The sequence below is a fragment of the uncultured Fibrobacter sp. genome, from assembly GCF_946062555.1.
In the GTDB taxonomy this organism is placed as follows: Bacteria; Fibrobacterota; Fibrobacteria; order Fibrobacterales; family Fibrobacteraceae; genus Fibrobacter.
Map to the genome: position 1 here is coordinate 1 of NZ_CAMGVQ010000071.1, position 16,447 is coordinate 16,447.

Sequence of the window (16,447 nt, forward strand, 5' to 3'; positions counted from 1 at the left end):
CCGCGAAGGTGGCCGTACCGTTGGCGCTGGCTCCGTAACCGAAATCATCAAGTAATCGGATAATAAAATGCCCAGAGAACTCATCACGCTCGAATGCACCGAATGCAATCAGCGCAACTATGACTGCGACAAGAACAAGCGTCTTCACCCCTCCCGCGTGGAGTACAAGAAGTACTGCCCGTTCTGCCGCAAGCATACTGTTCACAAGGAAACCAAGTAAGGAAGTCCGAATAGGTCGGTAGCTCAATTGGTAGAGTCACGGTCTCCAAAACCGTTGGTTGGGGGTTCGAGTCCCTCCCGACCTGCTCACTTCCTGGAGTCATTATGCGCAAGATCCAGCAATATGTCAAGGAATCCATCGAGGAACTGAAAAAAGTTACTTGGCCTACTTGGGAAGAACTCAAGGGATCCACCCTCGTCGTGATGCTGTTCAGTGTCATTATGGGTCTTTATATTGCAGGACTTGACGTTGGTTTCTCTTGGATCATTGACAAAGTTATGGGAAGAGGTTAATGTTATGCCTGAAATGAAGTGGTATGCAATTCACACCTTTTCCGGTCAAGAAAACAATATTAAGAAACGTATCGAGCAGATGATCGAACGCGAAGGCGTTCAGGAAAAGTTCGGACGGATTCTCTTGCCGACCCGCGAAGTGGTTTCCACCGTTCGCGGTCATCGTCATGTATCCGTGCAGAACGCGATGCCCACTTACGTTTTCATTGAAATGGTGCTGGACGAGCTCACCCAGCATTTGGTGATGAACATCAATGGCGTCACCCATTTCTTAGGAATGACACCCACCAAGAGGGTGGCTATTCCTTTACAACAGAGCGAGGTCGATCGTCTTTTGGGAGTTGATCCTAGTGGCTCCGCAGAAGGCGAGATCCAAAATCCGTACTCCATTGGCGAAAATGTCCGCATCAAGGAAGGTCCCTTCAAGGACTTTGTGGGCGTCGTAGACGAAATCATGGAAGACAAGACCAAGATCAAGGTCATGGTGACTGTCTTTGGTCGTTCTACGCCTGTCGAACTTTCCTACAACCAGGTCGAGTCCGACATCGCATAATAGTGCGGTTTTGAAACGGAGATAATACAGTGGCAAAGAAAATCACAGGTTATATTAAGCTCCAGATTCCGGCCGGTGCTGCTAACCCGGCTCCCCCGGTAGGTCCCGCCCTTGGTCAGAAGGGTGTGAACATTATGGAATTCTGCAAGCAGTTCAACGCTAAGACCCAGAACGACAAGGGAATGATTATCCCGGTCGTTATTACGGTCTATGCCGACAAGAGCTTTACCTTCATCACGAAGGTTTCGCCGGTTCCTGCCCTCATCAAGAAGGCAGCCGGAATTGAAAGCGGCTCTGGCGAACCCAACCGTAAGAAAGTTGGTAAGCTCACCAAGGCCCAGGTCCAGGATATCGCCCAAAAGAAGATGCCGGATCTAAACACAATCGACCTCGAAGCCGCTATGCGCATGGTTGCGGGCACCGCTCGCTCCATGGGTGTTGAAGTGGTTGACTGAGGCAGGTAATTCACCGTTACGTATCTGACAGGAAACACCATGTTCAGAGGAAAAAAATACAAGAAGATTGCTGAAAGCATCGACCGTAACAAGGCTTACGATCTTGCTGAAGCAGTCCAAATCCTTAAAAAGTCCGAATTGAAGTTCGACCAGACGGTCGAAATCCACTTCAATCTCGGTGTGGACCCAAAACATTCCGACCAAGTGGTTCGTGGCACTGTTGTGCTGCCGCATGGTACCGGTCGTCAGGTCCGCGTCTTGGTTTTCTGCAAGGACAATAATCTTGAAGTTGCAAAGAACGCAGGCGCAGACTACGCTGGTGGTGCTGACTTGGTTCAGAAGATTCAGGAAGGCTGGCTGGACTTTGATTCCGTCGTTGCTACTCCCGACATGATGCCGGTGATTAGTAAGGTCGCTAAGGTCCTCGGTCCTCGCGGTTTGATGCCTTCTCCGAAGGCCGGAACGGTTACGGTTAACGTTGCCCAGACGGTTAAGGAACTCAAGGCTGGTAAGATCCAGTACCGCGTTGACAAGGGCGCCAACGTCCATGCCCCCGTAGGCAAGCTCTCCTTCGGCGTTGATCAGCTGGTTGAAAACACCAAGGCTGTGATCGACTCCGTCGTCAAGAACAAGCCTCAATCTTCTAAGGGCACCTACATTAAGAGCCTTACGTTGTCTGCAACGATGGCTCCGGGCATCAAACTTGATATGGCACTGACGCGATAGGAGACACCATGAAAGCTGTAGTTAAAAAACAACAGACTGTGGACGCGCTCGTCGAGTCCTTCAATGGCGCTACCGCCGTCTATCTGCTCAATTATCAAGGCATGACCGTAGAAAAGGACAATGCCCTTCGCAAGGCACTCGCATCTAAGGGTGTGAAGTACCACGCTGTGAAGAACACTCTTCTCAAGCGCGTGCTCGCTGCCCTCAAGGTCGAAGGTCTCGACGACCTCCTCACCGGAGCAACCTCCGTGATGGTCGGTTTCGAAGAAGACCCGCTTCTGCCTGCTCGCGAAATTGAAGCATTCCACAAAGCAAACCCCGATTTCTTGGTTGCCAAGAGCGTGTACCTTGATGGCAAGGCGATGCCTGGCTCCGAAGTCGTGAACCTCTCCAAGATCCCGGATCGTAAGGGCATGATCGCTCAGATCGTCTCCATCGCTCTCGGACCTGGCTCCACGATCGCCGGTCAAATCAAGACACTCCAGGAAAAGCTGGAAAAAGAATCGGGCTCCGAAGCTGCTCCCGAAGCCGCTGCGGAAGCTTAACAACAAACCACAAACCAAAAAATTTAAACGGAATAATCGGAGAAACACATCATGGCAACTGATATCAAGGCACTGGGCGATCAAATCGTTGGTCTTACCCTTCTCGAAGCCAAGGCTTTGGCTGACTACCTTAAAGAAACCCACGGCATCGAAGCTGCTGCCGGTGGCGCCGTCGTAATGGCCGCTGCTGCTGCCGCTCCTGCTGAAGAAAAGACTGAATTCGACGTGATCCTCGTCGAATGCGGCGCTAAGAAGATGGACGTCCTCAAGGCTGTCCGCGCCATCACCGGTCTGGGCCTCAAGGAAGCTAAGGACCTGGTCGAAAAGGCCAACAGCGTGGTCAAGGAAGCTATGCCGAAGGCTGACGCTGAAAAGCTCAAGAAGGACCTGGAAGATCTCGGAGCAAAGGTCGCTCTGAAGTAATGCTTTCACTTCATTGACTATTATACGCCAACTGCCTGCACTTTATGTGCGGGCTTTTGGTGTATTAAGTTTTTTTGCTATTTTTTGATAAAAAAGCTCTTCACCGGATGAGGTATTTCAAATGACCACGGAGCGAAAAAGTTATTCCTCCAACAAGTTCCAGCTGGAACTCCCGTACCTGATCGAAGTCCAGAAGGCTTCGTACGAGCAATTCCTCCAGAAGGAAATTCCGCAAGAAAAACGTCTTAAGGTTGGGCTGGAACGCGTGTTCCAGGATATTTTCCCCATTACCGACGTCAAGGGTCTTTACTCCCTTAATTACGAAGGCTATTATTTCGGTATCCCGAAGTACAGCATCCCTGAATGCCGTGAGCGCGGTCTCACGTATTCCATGGAGCTTTACGCTACCCTTTCCCTCCAGATTTTCGAGGAAGATGGCGAAGATCGCAAGCTCAAGGAAGAAGTCAAGAACGACGTCCTTATTTGCGAACTCCCGATCATGACTGAAAACGGTACGTTCATCGTCAATGGTGCTGAACGCGTTGTCGTTTCCCAGTTGCACCGTTCCTACGGTATCAGTTTTGACGAAGAACTCCAGCCCAGCGGCCGTTCCGACTACAAGAGCCGCATTATTCCGCACCGCGGTGCCTGGGTGGAATTCAATACCGAAGGCGACACCCTTTACCTCATCATCGACCGCAAGAAGAAGCTTGCCGCGACGACCATGCTCCGCTGCATCGGTTTCGAGACCACGCAGGACATCCTGAAGCTGTTCTACAAGAAGACCGAAGAAGTCTCCGTGGAAGAAATGGCCGAACAGTTCGACGAAAACGGCGTCTGCGTGCTCATCGACCGCATCCTGTTCGAAGACGTCATCGACACGAGCTCGGGCGAAGTGGTCCTTGCCGCGAACGATGTCATCGACGAGAAGAAGCTCGAAACGCTCCGTCAGAGCAACGTCGAAAAGATTGTCCTCCTCTCCAAGGACGAAGACAACCTCCTTATCCACTACACCCTCGCTGCCGACAAGTCCAAGTCCCGCGAAGACGCCCTCAAGGCCATCTACTCCGTGACGCACCAGCAGCAGGACGAAGCTCCGGACATGCGCACTGCCGAACTCTACTTCGACAGCCAGTTCATTTCCGATCCGCACAAGTACGATCTCGGCGAAGTGGGCCGCTATCGCTTGAACGCAAAGATTTACAGCCGCTCCGAAATCCGCGACATCCTCGCTGAACAGGGCGACGAATTCAAGATCCCCGCCCTCACCGACATGACCATGAGCAAGGCCGACTTCCTTGCCATCATCGAATACATGGTCGGTCTCTACAACGGCACCGAAGGCTACGCCCTGGACGATATCGACCACTTGGGCAACCGCCGCACCCGTTCCGTGGGCGAACTTCTTGCCAACCAGATTTCCGTGGGCCTCTCCCGTATGTCTCGCGTGATCCGCGAGAACCTGAACCTCCACGGCGAAGACGAACAGACGACTCCGCGCGACCTCGTGAACACCCGTATGGTGAGCTCCGTCGTGCAGTCCTTCTTCGGATCGAGCCAGCTGTCCCAGTTCATGGACCAGATGAACCCGCTTTCCGAACTGACTCACAAGCGTCGTCTCTCCGCTCTCGGCCCCGGTGGTCTTTCCCGCGAACGTGCAGGCTTCGAAGTCCGTGACGTGCACTACACTCACTACGGCCGTCTCTGCCCGATCGAAACTCCGGAAGGCCCGAACATCGGTCTTATCAACTCCCTCGCTTCCTTCGCCGTGGTGAATCACTTCGGCTTTATCGAGACTCCGTACCGTATCGTGGGCCTCATCGACTTCAAGGATGCCAAGGGCAACGTCGTGAAGATCCCCGAATCCAAGTGGCACTTCGGTATCTTCAAGGCTTTCGTGCACGACCCGCACCTGTTCCTGGAACTTGAACTCACCAGGAAGCAGATCGACTCCGTGCGCATGAACCTCGACATCAAGCAGCGCGACCTGTTCGACGGTTTCGTGAACAAGGTGTTTGCTTTCAAGGATGTCGATGGCAACGTGACTTACTACCGTAACGGTTTCACCGTTGATGATTTCAACGGCAAGGCCGACTACGAACAGGTGGGCACTGTGGTCGAACAGATCGTTTCCGACTACATCACCTTCCTCACCGCCGACGAAGAAGACGCTTTCAAGGTGGCTCCGGCTTCTACCGAACTCACCGAAGACAACCGCTTCAAGGGCGACATGGACGGCTACGTGATCGTTCGCGACAAGAGCGAATATCCGCACCTCATGCGCCAGGAGAGCTTCGCTCTCGACGACACCGAAACCGAACGTATCGATCTCATGGACGTGGCCCCGATGCAGATCGTGTCCGTGGCCGCTGGTCTTATCCCGTTCCTCGAACACGACGACGCCAACCGTGCATTGATGGGTTCCAACATGCAGCGCCAGGCTGTGCCTCTGCTCCGCGCCGAAGCTCCGGTCGTGGGTACGGGTCTCGAACGCCGCGCCGCTCTCGACTCGGGTACGGTCGTCCGCGCCAAGCACGACGGTAAGGTGACTTTCGTCGACGCTCGCAACATCACCGTGCAGCGTGGCGACATGGTCGACGGCAACTTCGTGCCGCTCACCGGTCTCGGCGAAGACTACGAATTCCTCGGCAAGGATCCTATCGATACTTACGTGCTCCGCAAGTTCGAGCGCTCTAACCAGGATTCCTGCATCAACCAGAAGCCGATCGTTGACGTGGGCGACTTCGTGAAGGCTGGCGACGTGCTGGCTGACGGCGTGTCGACCGACCACGGCGAACTGGCTCTCGGTAAGAACATCCTCATCGGCTTCCTCCCCTGGAACGGTTACAACTACGAAGACGCCGTTATCATCTCGGAAGAACTTGCCATCAAGGACACCTTCACTTCCATCCATATCGAAGAATACGAAATGGAAGTCCGCGACACCAAGCGCGGTCCGGAAGAACTCACCCGCGAAATCCCGAACGTCGGCGAAGACGCTCTCCGCAACCTCGACGAAAACGGCGTGATCCGCGTCGGTGCCGAAGTGACTGCCGACGATATCCTCGTGGGTAAGGTGACGCCGAAGGGTGAAACCGAACTTTCTCCGGAAGAACGCTTGCTCCGTGCCATCTTCGGCGAAAAGGCCGGCGATGTCCGCGATTCTTCCCTCAAGGCTCCTCCGGGAATGAAGGGCGTGGTTCTCGAAACCCGCATCTTCAGCAAGAAGGACAAGGCCGACAAGAACAGCAAGGAAAAGGACCAGGAAACGATCAACGAGATCCGCGCCAACTTCCAGGCTCAGATCGACAAGATCAAGGCTTCCTGCTCCGAACATTTGTTCGAACTCCTCGGCGGCAAGGCTGCCGGCAAGGTCATGGACAACGAAACTCACGAACTCCTGATTCGCGAAGGCCAGACCTACACCGAACAGAATCTCTCCGTGATCGACGTGACCAAGGTGTCCCCGTCTTCTACCTTCGTGGTGGGCGACGACGAACTCCAGGAAAAGGTCCTTACGCTCGTGCTCGTTGCTCGCGACAACCTCGATACCCTGACCCGCACCATGGAAAAGGAAATCGACAAGGTCACGAAGGGCGACGAACTCAAGCCGGGCGTGCTCAAGTGCGTCAAGGTCTACATCGCGAAGAAGCGCTGCCTCTCCATCGGTGACAAGATGGCTGGTCGCCACGGTAACAAGGGTGTCGTCTCGAAGATCGTTCCGGTCGAAGACATGCCGTTCACCGAAGATGGTCGTCCGCTGCAGATTCTTCTGAACCCGCTGGGCGTGCCTTCTCGTATGAACATCGGTCAGGTGCTTGAAGTTCACCTGGGCTGGGCTGCAAAGACCCTCGGCTTCAAGGTGACGACTCCGGTGTTCGACGGTGCCAAGTTCGAAGATATCTGCAAGGAACTCGAAAAGGCTTACCAGAAGAACCCGATCGTGAACTACGAAATGGATCCGGACAACAACAAGATTATCGGTAAGGCCAAGCTCTATGACGGCCGTACCGGTGAAGCCTTCCTGAACCCGGTGACGATCGGTTACATGTACTACCTGAAGCTCGGTCACTTGGTGGACGACAAGATCCACGCCCGTTCTATCGGTAGCTACGCTCTCGTGACCCAGCAGCCTCTTGGCGGTAAGAGCCAGTTCGGTGGCCAGCGCTTCGGTGAAATGGAAGTGTGGGCTATGGAAGCTTACGGCGCCGCTTACACGCTGCAGGAACTCCTCACCGTCAAGTCTGACGACGTGCAGGGCCGTTCCAAGGTGTACGATGCCATCGTTCACGGTCAGAACACTCCGAAGCCGGGTGTTCCTGAATCCTTCAACGTTATGATCCGCGAAGTTCGTTCTTTGGGTCTCAATATTCAGACCAATGGAGATAAGTAATATGGTCGAAGAAATTGAACGCGACAATTCTGGCGATATTTCGATTCACCTCGCCGCTCCGGAAATGATCCGCAGCTGGTCCCATGGTGAAGTGACCAAGCCCGAAACCATCAACTACCGTTCCTTCAAGCCTGAAAAGGATGGTCTTTTCTGCGAAAAGATCTTTGGACCGGTGAAGAACTGGGAATGTAACTGCGGTAAGTTCAAGCGCATCCGTTACAAGGGTGTCGTCTGTGACCGTTGCGGCGTGGAAGTGACTCACTCCAATGTGCGCCGTAAGTACATGGGCCACATCGAACTTGCTATTCCCCTGACCCACACCTGGTTCGTCCGTAACCAGCCGTGCGTCATCGGCGCCCTCCTGAACCTTTCTACCAAGGACCTCGACAACATCATCTACTACGAAAAGTATGTTGTCATCGATCCGGGTGACGCCGACCTCGAACCGAACGCTCTGATTGATGAAGCCCAGTACCAGGACCTCACCAACGAAGGCCGTACTTTCGACGCCAAGATGGGTGCTTCCGCCATCAAGCAGCTGCTTGACCGCGTGGACCTCACCGCCCTTTCCGCCGAACTCCGTACGCAGGCCCTGTCCAAGTCCAAGACCAAGCAGGACGACGCCCTCAAGCGCCTCAAGGTCGTGGATTCCTTCCTCAAGTCCCAGCGCGAAAGTTTCCGTAGCTACTACGAAAATCCGGAAAAGGCCATGAAGGCCGATTCCCAGCAGCCGTGGCTGCGCGGCCTCGCCGAAGCCGTCGCCGAATTCAAGGCCGACTACGAGACCAAGCACGAGAACTTCATCGTGGCAGACGCCTACGAAGATTTCCGCCACCGCTATCCGAACGAAGCCCGCTTGCTCGCCAACCAGCCGTCCTGGATGATTCTCGACGTGCTTCCGGTGATTCCGCCTGACCTGCGTCCGCTCGTTCCGCTCGAAGGCGGCCGTTTCGCAACGTCCGACCTGAACGAACTCTATCGCCGCGTCATCAACCGCAACAACCGTCTGAAGAAGTTGATCGACCTCCGCGCCCCGAACGTGATTCTCTGCAACGAAAAGCGTATGTTGCAGGAAGCCGTTGACCAGCTGTTTGACAGCGGCCGCCGCACTGCCCGTGCAGGCTCCGCCCGTCCGATGAAGAGCCTCGCCGAACTCCTGAAGGGTAAGCAGGGCCGCTTCCGTATGAACTTGCTCGGTAAGCGTGTCGACTACTCCGGTCGTTCCGTGATCGTGGTGGGCCCCGAACTTCGCATGCACCAGTGCGGTCTGCCGAAGCGCATGGCTCTCGAACTTTACAAGCCGTTCATCATCCACCGTCTGGAAGAAGAAGGTATCGTCTATACCCTCAAGTCCGCCAAGAAGTACGTGGACGCCGAGCGTCCGGAAGTGTGGGACATCCTCGAAGAAATTATCGAAGACCACCCGGTGATGCTGAACCGTGCCCCGACGCTTCACCGTCTGGGTATCCAGGCGTTCTACCCGCGCCTGATCGAAGGTAACGCAATCCGCCTTCACCCGCTCGTCTGTACCGCATTCAACGCGGACTTCGACGGTGACCAGATGGCATGCCACCTTCCGCTGTCTTTCGAAACGCAGCTCGAATGCCGCGTTCTCATGCTGTCTTCCAACAACATTCTTCACCCGGCTTCCGGTCAGCCGATCGCTGTCCCCGGCCAGGATATCGTGCTGGGTCTGTACTACCTGACCAAGCCGCGTCCGGCCCGTAAGGGTGAAGGCATGCACTTCTTCGACTCTGCCGAAGCCGTGCGCGCTTACGAAAACGGTGTTGTCGATCTGAACGCAATCGTTTATCTGAAGCTCAAGGCCGGCCAGAAGGTCTACATGGGCGCCCTTGAAAAGGATGCCGTGTGCCTCCGCGAATCCGCCGACGACAATGGCAATATCGAAGTCGCTGTCAAGGCTGGCGAAAAGATCAAGTTCCTTACCCTTAAGGAAGACAATGTTATCAAGACGACCGTCGGTCGTATCATCTTCAACGAGTTCGTTCCGAAGGAACTTGGTTACGCCAACGAAACCTTCGGCAAGAAGGTGATCGCCAAGTCCATCGACGACCTGTACCGCCGCACCGGTAACCGCGTGACCGTGGATTACCTGGATGACCTGAAGGCGAACGGTTACAAGTGGGCTACCCGCGCCGGTTCTTCTGTGGCTATCGCCGAAATGGTGATCCCGAAGGAAAAGCAGGAAATGCTCGACAAGGCTGCCGAACAGGTGTCGCGCATCCGTGGCCTGTATGAAGACGGTGTGATTACCGACGGTGAACGTTACAACCAGACGATCGACGTCTGGTCCAAGACGACCTCCGAAGTCGCTGCCAAGCAGTGGGATTTGCTTTCCAGCGACCGTGACGGCTTCAACCCGGTTTACATGATGGCCGACTCCGGCGCTCGTGGTAGCCGCGAACAGATTAAGCAGCTGTCCGGTATGCGTGGTTTGATGCAGAAGCCGATCAAGCAGCTGGGTGGTCAGGAAGTTATTGAAAACCCGATTAAGTCCTGCTTCCGCGAAGGCCTGAACGTGATGGAATACTTCATCTCGTCTCACGGTGCTCGTAAGGGTCTTGCTGATACCGCTCTTAAGACGGCTGACGCTGGTTACCTGACACGTCGTCTCGTGGACGTGGGCCAGGACCTCGTGATTACCGAAGAAGACTGCGGTACCACGAACGGCATCGAAGTTTCTGCGTTCAAGGACGGCGACGATACCGTGATCGCTCTTGAAGAACGTCTCCTCGGTCGCGCACCGGTGGACGACATCAAGCACCCGGTGACTGGCGAAGTGATCGTCAAGGCCGGCGAACTCGTGACCGAACGTGACCTCGCGAAGATTTCTGCGACGGGTCTCGAACATATCAAGATGCGCTCGGTGCTCACCTGCGATTCCCGCAACGGTGTCTGCTCCAAGTGCTACGGTCGTATGCTTGCTTCCGGTCGTCCGGTTGACCTGGGCGAAGCCGTGGGCGTGCTCGCTGCACAGTCCATCGGCGAACCGGGTACGCAGCTTACCCTCCGTACCTTCCACATCGGTGGTGCTTCTTCCCGTCTGACTGTCGAAAGCGACAAGAAGGCAACCGTCGACGGCCATATCGAACTTGAACAGGTGGAAACCGTCGAGCACGATGGCCAGAAGGTCGTTACCAGCCGCATGGCTGAACTCGTTATCTTTGACAAGACCGGCATCAACAAGGGTCGTTACCAGATTCCGTACGGCTCTATCCTCCATGTCGAAAACGGCCAGACGGTGAACGCTGGCGACGTGATGTTCGAATGGGATCCGTATAACAGCCCGATTATCAGTAACGTTTCTGGTAAGGTTGTTCTTACGGACATGGTTGAAAACCGCACCTACCGTTCCGAAACTGACGAAGTGACGGGCGTGGAAACCTGGACCGTGATTAGCGACAAGCAGCACGGCAAGAAGGACCTCCACCCGGCTGTTACCATCGTCGATTCTTCCAACACGAAGATCGGTAACTACATGCTTCCGGACGGCGCAATCCTTACCGTTAAGGCTGGCGAAATGGTGACCGTCGGTCAGACTGTTGCAAAACTTCCGCGCGCTGCCGGTAAGACCCGCGACATTACGGGTGGTCTTCCGCGCGTGGCCGAACTCTTTGAAGCTCGCGTTCCGAAGAACAAGGCGTTCATCGCTCCGATCGACGGTCTCGTCGAAAAGATCGAAGAAGTCCGCAACAATCAGGTTGTTTATATTAAGATGGATGACCAGGAAGAGAAAGTGCTGGTTCCCCGCGGCGTCCATCTGGCGGTCAACGAAGGTGACCGTGTCCACATTGGTCAGAAGATCAGTGAAGGCAGCGTGGATCCCCACGATATCCTCGACGTCCTTGGTCCTGAAGAGGTCCAGCGTCACTTGGTGAACGAAATCCAGGCGGTGTACCGCCTGCAGGGTGTGGCTATCGCAGATAAGCACATCGAATGTATCGTCCGCCAGATGATGCGTAAGGTTCGCATCAAGGATTCCGGAGACTCCGAACTGCTTCCGGGCGAAGAAATTTCCAAGGCACGTCTGCGCGCAATCAACGATCAGTTGACTGCTGTCGGCAAGACTCCGGCGACCTTCACGCCGATGCTCCTTGGTATCACGAAGGCTTCCTTGGCGACAGACAGCTTCATTTCTGCCTGCTCGTTCCAGGAAACCACAAAGATCCTTACCCGCGCTTCCATCGAAGGTAGCGTAGACCCGCTCTTGGGCCTTAAGGAAAACGTGATTATGGGTCGTCTTATCCCGTGCGGTACAGGAGCCCGCCACCTGAGGAACGTCCAGGTGGTGGATGCCGACGCCGAACTGGATGCCGCGGCTCGGCCTATGGGTATTCAGGGCGAATTTGACGAATCCGCCGACAACGGAATCCAGATGTTGGACAACGAAATCGGCATCAATGACGAAGAAGATTCGGAGAATTAACCCTAAGTACTTGAAAAACTTGGAAAAAGAAACTATATTTGCACTCCAAAATCTAGGAGATTAACAGTGCCAACTATTCAACAGCTCGTCCGCAACGGACGCGAACAGATCAGCAACAAGACCGCTTCCGTGGCCTTGAAGTCCTGCCCCCAGAAGCGCGGTGTTTGCACCCGCGTGTACACCAGCACCCCGAAGAAGCCGAACTCCGCTCTTCGTAAGATCGCCCGTGTGCGTCTTTCCAACAAGATGGAAGTGACCGCATACATTCCTGGCGAAGGCCACAACCTCCAGGAACACTCCATCGTGCTCATCCGCGGTGGTCGTGTGAAGGACGTCCCCGGTGTTCGTTACCACATCATCCGTGGTACTTTGGATACCCAGGCTGTGAACGGTCGCCAGAACGGCCGCTCCAAGTACGGTGTTAAGAAGAAAGGTGCCGCTCCGGCCAAGAAGTAAGGAAAGGAAGTAATCTATGTCTAGAAGAAGAAAGGCTCTCCATCGCTCCATCCTCCCGGATCCGCGTTACAAGTCCACGCTCGTTACCGAACTCGTCGGTGTCGTGCTGAAGCAGGGCAAGAAGACCATCGCTGAACAGATCGTCTACACTGCTCTCGAAAACCTCGGCCAGAAGCTCGAAGGTCCGGAAACTCCGCTTGAAAAGTTCGAACTCTGCCTCGAAAACATCAAGCCGCGTCTCGAAGTGAAGTCCCGCCGTATCGGTGGTGCAAACTACCAGGTTCCTATGGAAGTTGCACCGGACCGCGCCAAGGCTCTCGCTCTTCGCTGGCTCCTTGATGCCGCCCGTAACCGCAACGAAGCCAACATGGCTGACCGCCTTGCTGCCGAACTCGTTGCCGCCAAGAACGGTGAAGGCAACGCTGTCCGCAAGAAGAACGACACGCACAAGATGGCCGAAGCCAACAAGGCATTCGCCCACTTCCGTTTCTAATTCTTGCATTAGCACGGAATTATCCTAGAGGAAGGGCTCGCTGTAAACAGCGAGCCTTTTCTGTATTTAGCGAAAGTCGTAAAAAGGTTAATAGAAGAATGAGAGCTTGTTTGTAATAGAGTTTTTACTTTTATTTTGAACAAATTGTTCTTAAATTTAATTGTGAGGATTTTGTATGAAAAATAAATATTTGTTTTTTATGATGGCGTTAGCCCTATTCTGTGCAGGGTGTTCTGAAAAAAATGAAGAACCACAAAGTCAACAACAGTTGAATCAACCTGTGATTCAAAAGAAACCTGTAATCCCATTAGACAGTTCTCAATATATGGAGGGAAAAAAAGAAAACAAGCTAGATTCAATAGACGAATTGAAAATAAAAAAGATAATGGAAACTGATGATTTCAAAAAACTAAAACATGGACAAGATCGATATAATGATTCGTTAAATGATGCAAATGTGAAAAATATACCAAGGCGACCGGGACCAGAGGGTGTTTTAAGAAAACTTGTTGAAACGTGTAAAGAAAAAGGAAATTGTCCTCATGAATAAATGGCTGTATATTTTTGTCGTTATAATGACTTCTATATCTAATTCTGCCATTTTTTGTGATGATATAGATCCATATATAAAAACGGGTTACGACAAAGAAAATGTTGTTCGGGCTATTAAAGAAGATCGAAAAGGGCATTTTTTAATGAGTGCATTATTGAAGGTGGTGAAGGGTCCAGTTATGGTTATGATGGTGGATGGGTGCCAGAGTGCGATGGAAAAAAATCAGAAAATGGATTTGTTAAATCGAAGATTAGTTGCGATTTTTGTTCCGCAAATTGGGTGAAACACGAACTTAAAGATGCTGAAGATGCTTGCCGTGAAGATTGTCGTACTAGTAATTATCACTGTGTTCCTGCGGATTTAGCTGAGTTATGGGGTGGTGAAATAAAGAAGATTTCCTCTAATCTTGGTGCATGTGGTTCTCCTCTTCCCAATTGTTCCGTATCTAGTTCCTCGGAAGTAATAGAATCCACATCTTCAGAAGAACAAAGCAGTTCTTCAGAAGATTTGGATTTCTCATCTAGTAGCGAAGGCGACTGCGACGAAGACGACCCGAACGCATGTTCCTCTGCAAGTGAGGAAAGTTCCAGTTCTGAAGTTCTTTGTCCATGTACTGATGAAGATGGTCCATGTTTTGATGATGATGGAATTTGTTCCGAATCCGGAAACTCTAGTTCTGGGGAAAGCATGTCTTCTTCAGCCAACGCGAATGTAATTGCATGTTATGAGCCTGATGAAAATGGTGGTTGTAAGTTTTCTCATTATGTCAGCAAAGAGAGGCCTCCCATGCATGGAGAACCTTCGTTATCTGAAAGCGATATAATTTTTTGTGAATACACTGATAATCAAATCTATGTAGGTTATTTTGCACATATTGGTAACCCTTGGCTTATTGATGAACGCCTTGTAGACCTTTATTCATGTTATTATGATGAAAATAATTGTGGAAATTTGCCATCACAGAATGCTCCTCCGATTCCGATGCTCCCCCCCCCCCCTTTTTATGAATGCTATCTCAGCGCAATGGATGAAAATGGATGTGAGAAAACACAATCTGGCTTAGCAGTTTTTGTTGATAAAAATCTCCAAATAGCGGAACGGACGGCTAGTTGGATTCCGTCTAATGTTACTCGAGATCAAATTATCGCTATGGGTGATGAGATTGTTCGCAGGGAACGTTCAATGATAGTACACTATAATGGGAACAAAATAGGCACTGGTTTTATCGACAACTTGAATCCCCGAAATTTGGCGAGTGCAGTATGGTTCTGTGATTATATTATAAATCAATATGAAAGGGAGCATAGATCTAGTTCATCAACTCAAGTTCAGAGTTCCTGTTCCAGTGCAGAATCCTCATCTTCTGCCATTGAGTTATCCAGTTCCAGTGAAAAACTGCTTTCCTCAAGTTCAGATGAAACTCCAGAATCAAGTTCAAGTTTTATCGAAGAAAGTAGTTCTTCAAGTGTTGGTGCAGAAACATTCGTTTTGGATGGTAATCAAACTTATACTCCAGACCAAATGTTCAAAGAGGGGCTTCAGAATATGGAAGATGGTCTGTGCTATTCACTGAATCCAGAAAGAGGAACTGTTAATGGTTGGAATATTAGTTACAACGCGCAAGATTCATGGTGGTGGCGTGAGGTAGACTGTGAAACGGGCGACAAGGTCGACAGGAATAGGGTTGGGGTGTGTCCCGGTTTTCCGCTAGACCATGTGCCGAGTAATCCAGAGTCAGCCTGCTTTGCGTACAATGGGCTATGTTATAGGTGTAACCTGGCCCGTGGTTCGGAGTGCGCAAGTTCTTGGCTTTGGACAGGAGGTTCATTTGGATCTCACAACATAGGATACTACTATGAACAGGTTGATTGCTATGACCCGTTTGAAGAAGATGTTGATTTAAAATGCTATGAAATTGATTTGAACGATGATGAAAATGATGGGTTCTTTTTACTCAAACAACAATCAAAAGAAAGCGGATCTTTTGAAGAACATTCAACCATTAATGGCGAAGTAAACATAATTAATAATATCTATTATTATGATGCTCTTGGTCGTAATATATCAAAAAATAAATTGAAAAATAACAAATCATATTTCATAAATTTTAAAGCTCTTGATTCTGAGCAGAGTTTAGTAGCACACTTCCTTAAAAAGATAAAACATATAGCGGTTATGTTAAAGGATCTGTTATTATCAGCTGGTGTGAAACGAAAACAGAAAATGATGGCGAATACAAAATTAATCATATTAAAGTTTCAATGAATGTAATATCAGGTCCAATTCATGTAGAAAGCGATGATGAACGGCTTATTGCCCATGAAAAAGGTCATAAAGAAATATGGGATGATGAAAAATACAAATCAACAAAAACATTAACTGTTTCCATACCGAAAGGCAAAACAAAAAAGGAAATATGCGAATTAGAAGCCGAAAGAAGTTGGGCTTATGTGAGAGATGATTTGTACGATATATACACAAGACATAACAATTGGGATGATTCAGATGCAAATAACGTCGGTCACGCACGTATCAACATTCCTGAGCAAATGAGAAAACATGAAGAAAAATTTTTAAACAAATGTAAGTAACAATGTCTTTACTACAAAAAAATCCGATGAGATATCTTTTAAAAATTTATTTGTTTTTTCTAGTTACCCTTTGTCACAGTGAAGGACTTGTAGAATTCTGTGCAGAATATAGTAAGGACTCTAATGAATACTCCCTTCATGTGGTAAAGAATTTAAATATGGAACCCGATTCTAGTTGGGTGTTTCCTGATAGTATTGTGTGTACTGTATATAACGGGGAACCAATTTGGGAAATAGAATATAGTGGCAACCTCTAAAAATTACCCCAAAACGACTATTTACAAATAAACTAACATTTA

At 51.1% G+C, this 16,447-nt stretch carries 15 protein-coding genes and 1 tRNA gene; all 16 read left to right on the forward strand.

All coding sequences use genetic code 11. The annotated features are described in order from the left end of the window. Nucleotides 1–67 precede the first annotated feature (67 nt). The 16 genes from rpmG (at nucleotide 68) to Q0P86_RS14845 (ending at nucleotide 16,148) form a co-directional block, all read left to right on the forward strand. Nucleotides 68–220: a 50S ribosomal protein L33 gene (gene rpmG / locus Q0P86_RS14770; protein ID WP_072801172.1), complete on the forward strand. Its 153-nt coding sequence runs from the start codon at nucleotides 68–70 to the stop codon at nucleotides 218–220. 12 nt (nucleotides 221–232) lie between these two features. Beyond that, nucleotides 233–305: transfer RNA gene (locus Q0P86_RS14775), tRNA-Trp, on the forward strand. 19 nt (nucleotides 306–324) lie between these two features. Continuing rightward, the gene (secE, locus tag Q0P86_RS14780) at nucleotides 325–513 is read left to right on the forward strand and encodes a preprotein translocase subunit SecE (RefSeq protein ID WP_290995914.1); all 189 of its coding nucleotides are present in this window, start codon (nucleotides 325–327) and stop codon (nucleotides 511–513) included. Nucleotides 514–517: 4 nt separating this feature from the next. Next, nucleotides 518–1,066 carry a transcription termination/antitermination protein NusG gene (nusG, locus tag Q0P86_RS14785; RefSeq protein WP_290995919.1) on the forward strand — a complete coding sequence of 183 codons (549 nt, stop codon included), beginning with the start codon at nucleotides 518–520 and terminating at the stop codon, nucleotides 1,064–1,066. A 29-nt stretch (nucleotides 1,067–1,095) separates the two neighbouring features. Next, entirely contained in the window at nucleotides 1,096–1,521 is a 426-nt protein-coding gene (gene rplK / locus Q0P86_RS14790) for a 50S ribosomal protein L11 (RefSeq protein WP_072801175.1), read from the forward strand. A 39-nt stretch (nucleotides 1,522–1,560) separates the two neighbouring features. Beyond that, on the forward strand, nucleotides 1,561–2,247 hold the full coding sequence (gene rplA, locus Q0P86_RS14795; RefSeq protein WP_072980606.1) for a 50S ribosomal protein L1: 687 nt from the start codon (nucleotides 1,561–1,563) through the stop codon (nucleotides 2,245–2,247). Nucleotides 2,248–2,255: 8 nt separating this feature from the next. Continuing rightward, nucleotides 2,256–2,792: a 50S ribosomal protein L10 gene (rplJ, locus tag Q0P86_RS14800; protein ID WP_072980604.1), complete on the forward strand. Its 537-nt coding sequence runs from the start codon at nucleotides 2,256–2,258 to the stop codon at nucleotides 2,790–2,792. Nucleotides 2,793–2,843: 51 nt separating this feature from the next. After that, entirely contained in the window at nucleotides 2,844–3,215 is a 372-nt protein-coding gene (gene rplL, locus Q0P86_RS14805; RefSeq protein WP_072980602.1) for a 50S ribosomal protein L7/L12, read from the forward strand. 121 nt (nucleotides 3,216–3,336) lie between these two features. Continuing rightward, nucleotides 3,337–7,608, forward strand: a complete 4,272-nt coding sequence (gene rpoB / locus Q0P86_RS14810; protein ID WP_291024479.1) for a DNA-directed RNA polymerase subunit beta — start codon at nucleotides 3,337–3,339, stop codon at nucleotides 7,606–7,608. Further along, complete coding sequence (gene rpoC / locus Q0P86_RS14815) at nucleotides 7,595–12,055, forward strand: DNA-directed RNA polymerase subunit beta' (protein WP_295040513.1); 4,461 nt, start codon at nucleotides 7,595–7,597, stop codon at nucleotides 12,053–12,055. The genes rpoB and rpoC overlap by 14 nt, the downstream gene beginning before the upstream one ends. A 66-nt stretch (nucleotides 12,056–12,121) precedes the next feature. After that, nucleotides 12,122–12,511 (forward strand): 30S ribosomal protein S12, encoded by a 390-nt coding sequence (gene rpsL, locus Q0P86_RS14820; RefSeq protein ID WP_072980597.1) that lies wholly within the window; start codon nucleotides 12,122–12,124, stop codon nucleotides 12,509–12,511. Between the two features lie 16 nt (nucleotides 12,512–12,527). Continuing rightward, complete coding sequence (rpsG, locus tag Q0P86_RS14825) at nucleotides 12,528–13,004, forward strand: 30S ribosomal protein S7 (protein WP_072980594.1); 477 nt, start codon at nucleotides 12,528–12,530, stop codon at nucleotides 13,002–13,004. Between the two features lie 175 nt (nucleotides 13,005–13,179). Then, complete coding sequence (locus tag Q0P86_RS14830) at nucleotides 13,180–13,554, forward strand: hypothetical protein (protein WP_295040515.1); 375 nt, start codon at nucleotides 13,180–13,182, stop codon at nucleotides 13,552–13,554. Beyond that, entirely contained in the window at nucleotides 13,547–13,840 is a 294-nt protein-coding gene (locus Q0P86_RS14835; protein ID WP_295040517.1) for a hypothetical protein, read from the forward strand. The genes Q0P86_RS14830 and Q0P86_RS14835 overlap by 8 nt, the downstream gene beginning before the upstream one ends. Next, nucleotides 13,837–15,822, forward strand: a complete 1,986-nt coding sequence (locus Q0P86_RS14840) for a hypothetical protein (protein WP_295040519.1) — start codon at nucleotides 13,837–13,839, stop codon at nucleotides 15,820–15,822. Before Q0P86_RS14835 ends, Q0P86_RS14840 begins: the two co-directional genes overlap by 4 nt. After that, nucleotides 15,819–16,148: a hypothetical protein gene (locus tag Q0P86_RS14845; protein WP_295040521.1), complete on the forward strand. Its 330-nt coding sequence runs from the start codon at nucleotides 15,819–15,821 to the stop codon at nucleotides 16,146–16,148. The genes Q0P86_RS14840 and Q0P86_RS14845 overlap by 4 nt, the downstream gene beginning before the upstream one ends. The last annotated feature ends 299 nt before the right edge of the window (nucleotides 16,149–16,447 follow it).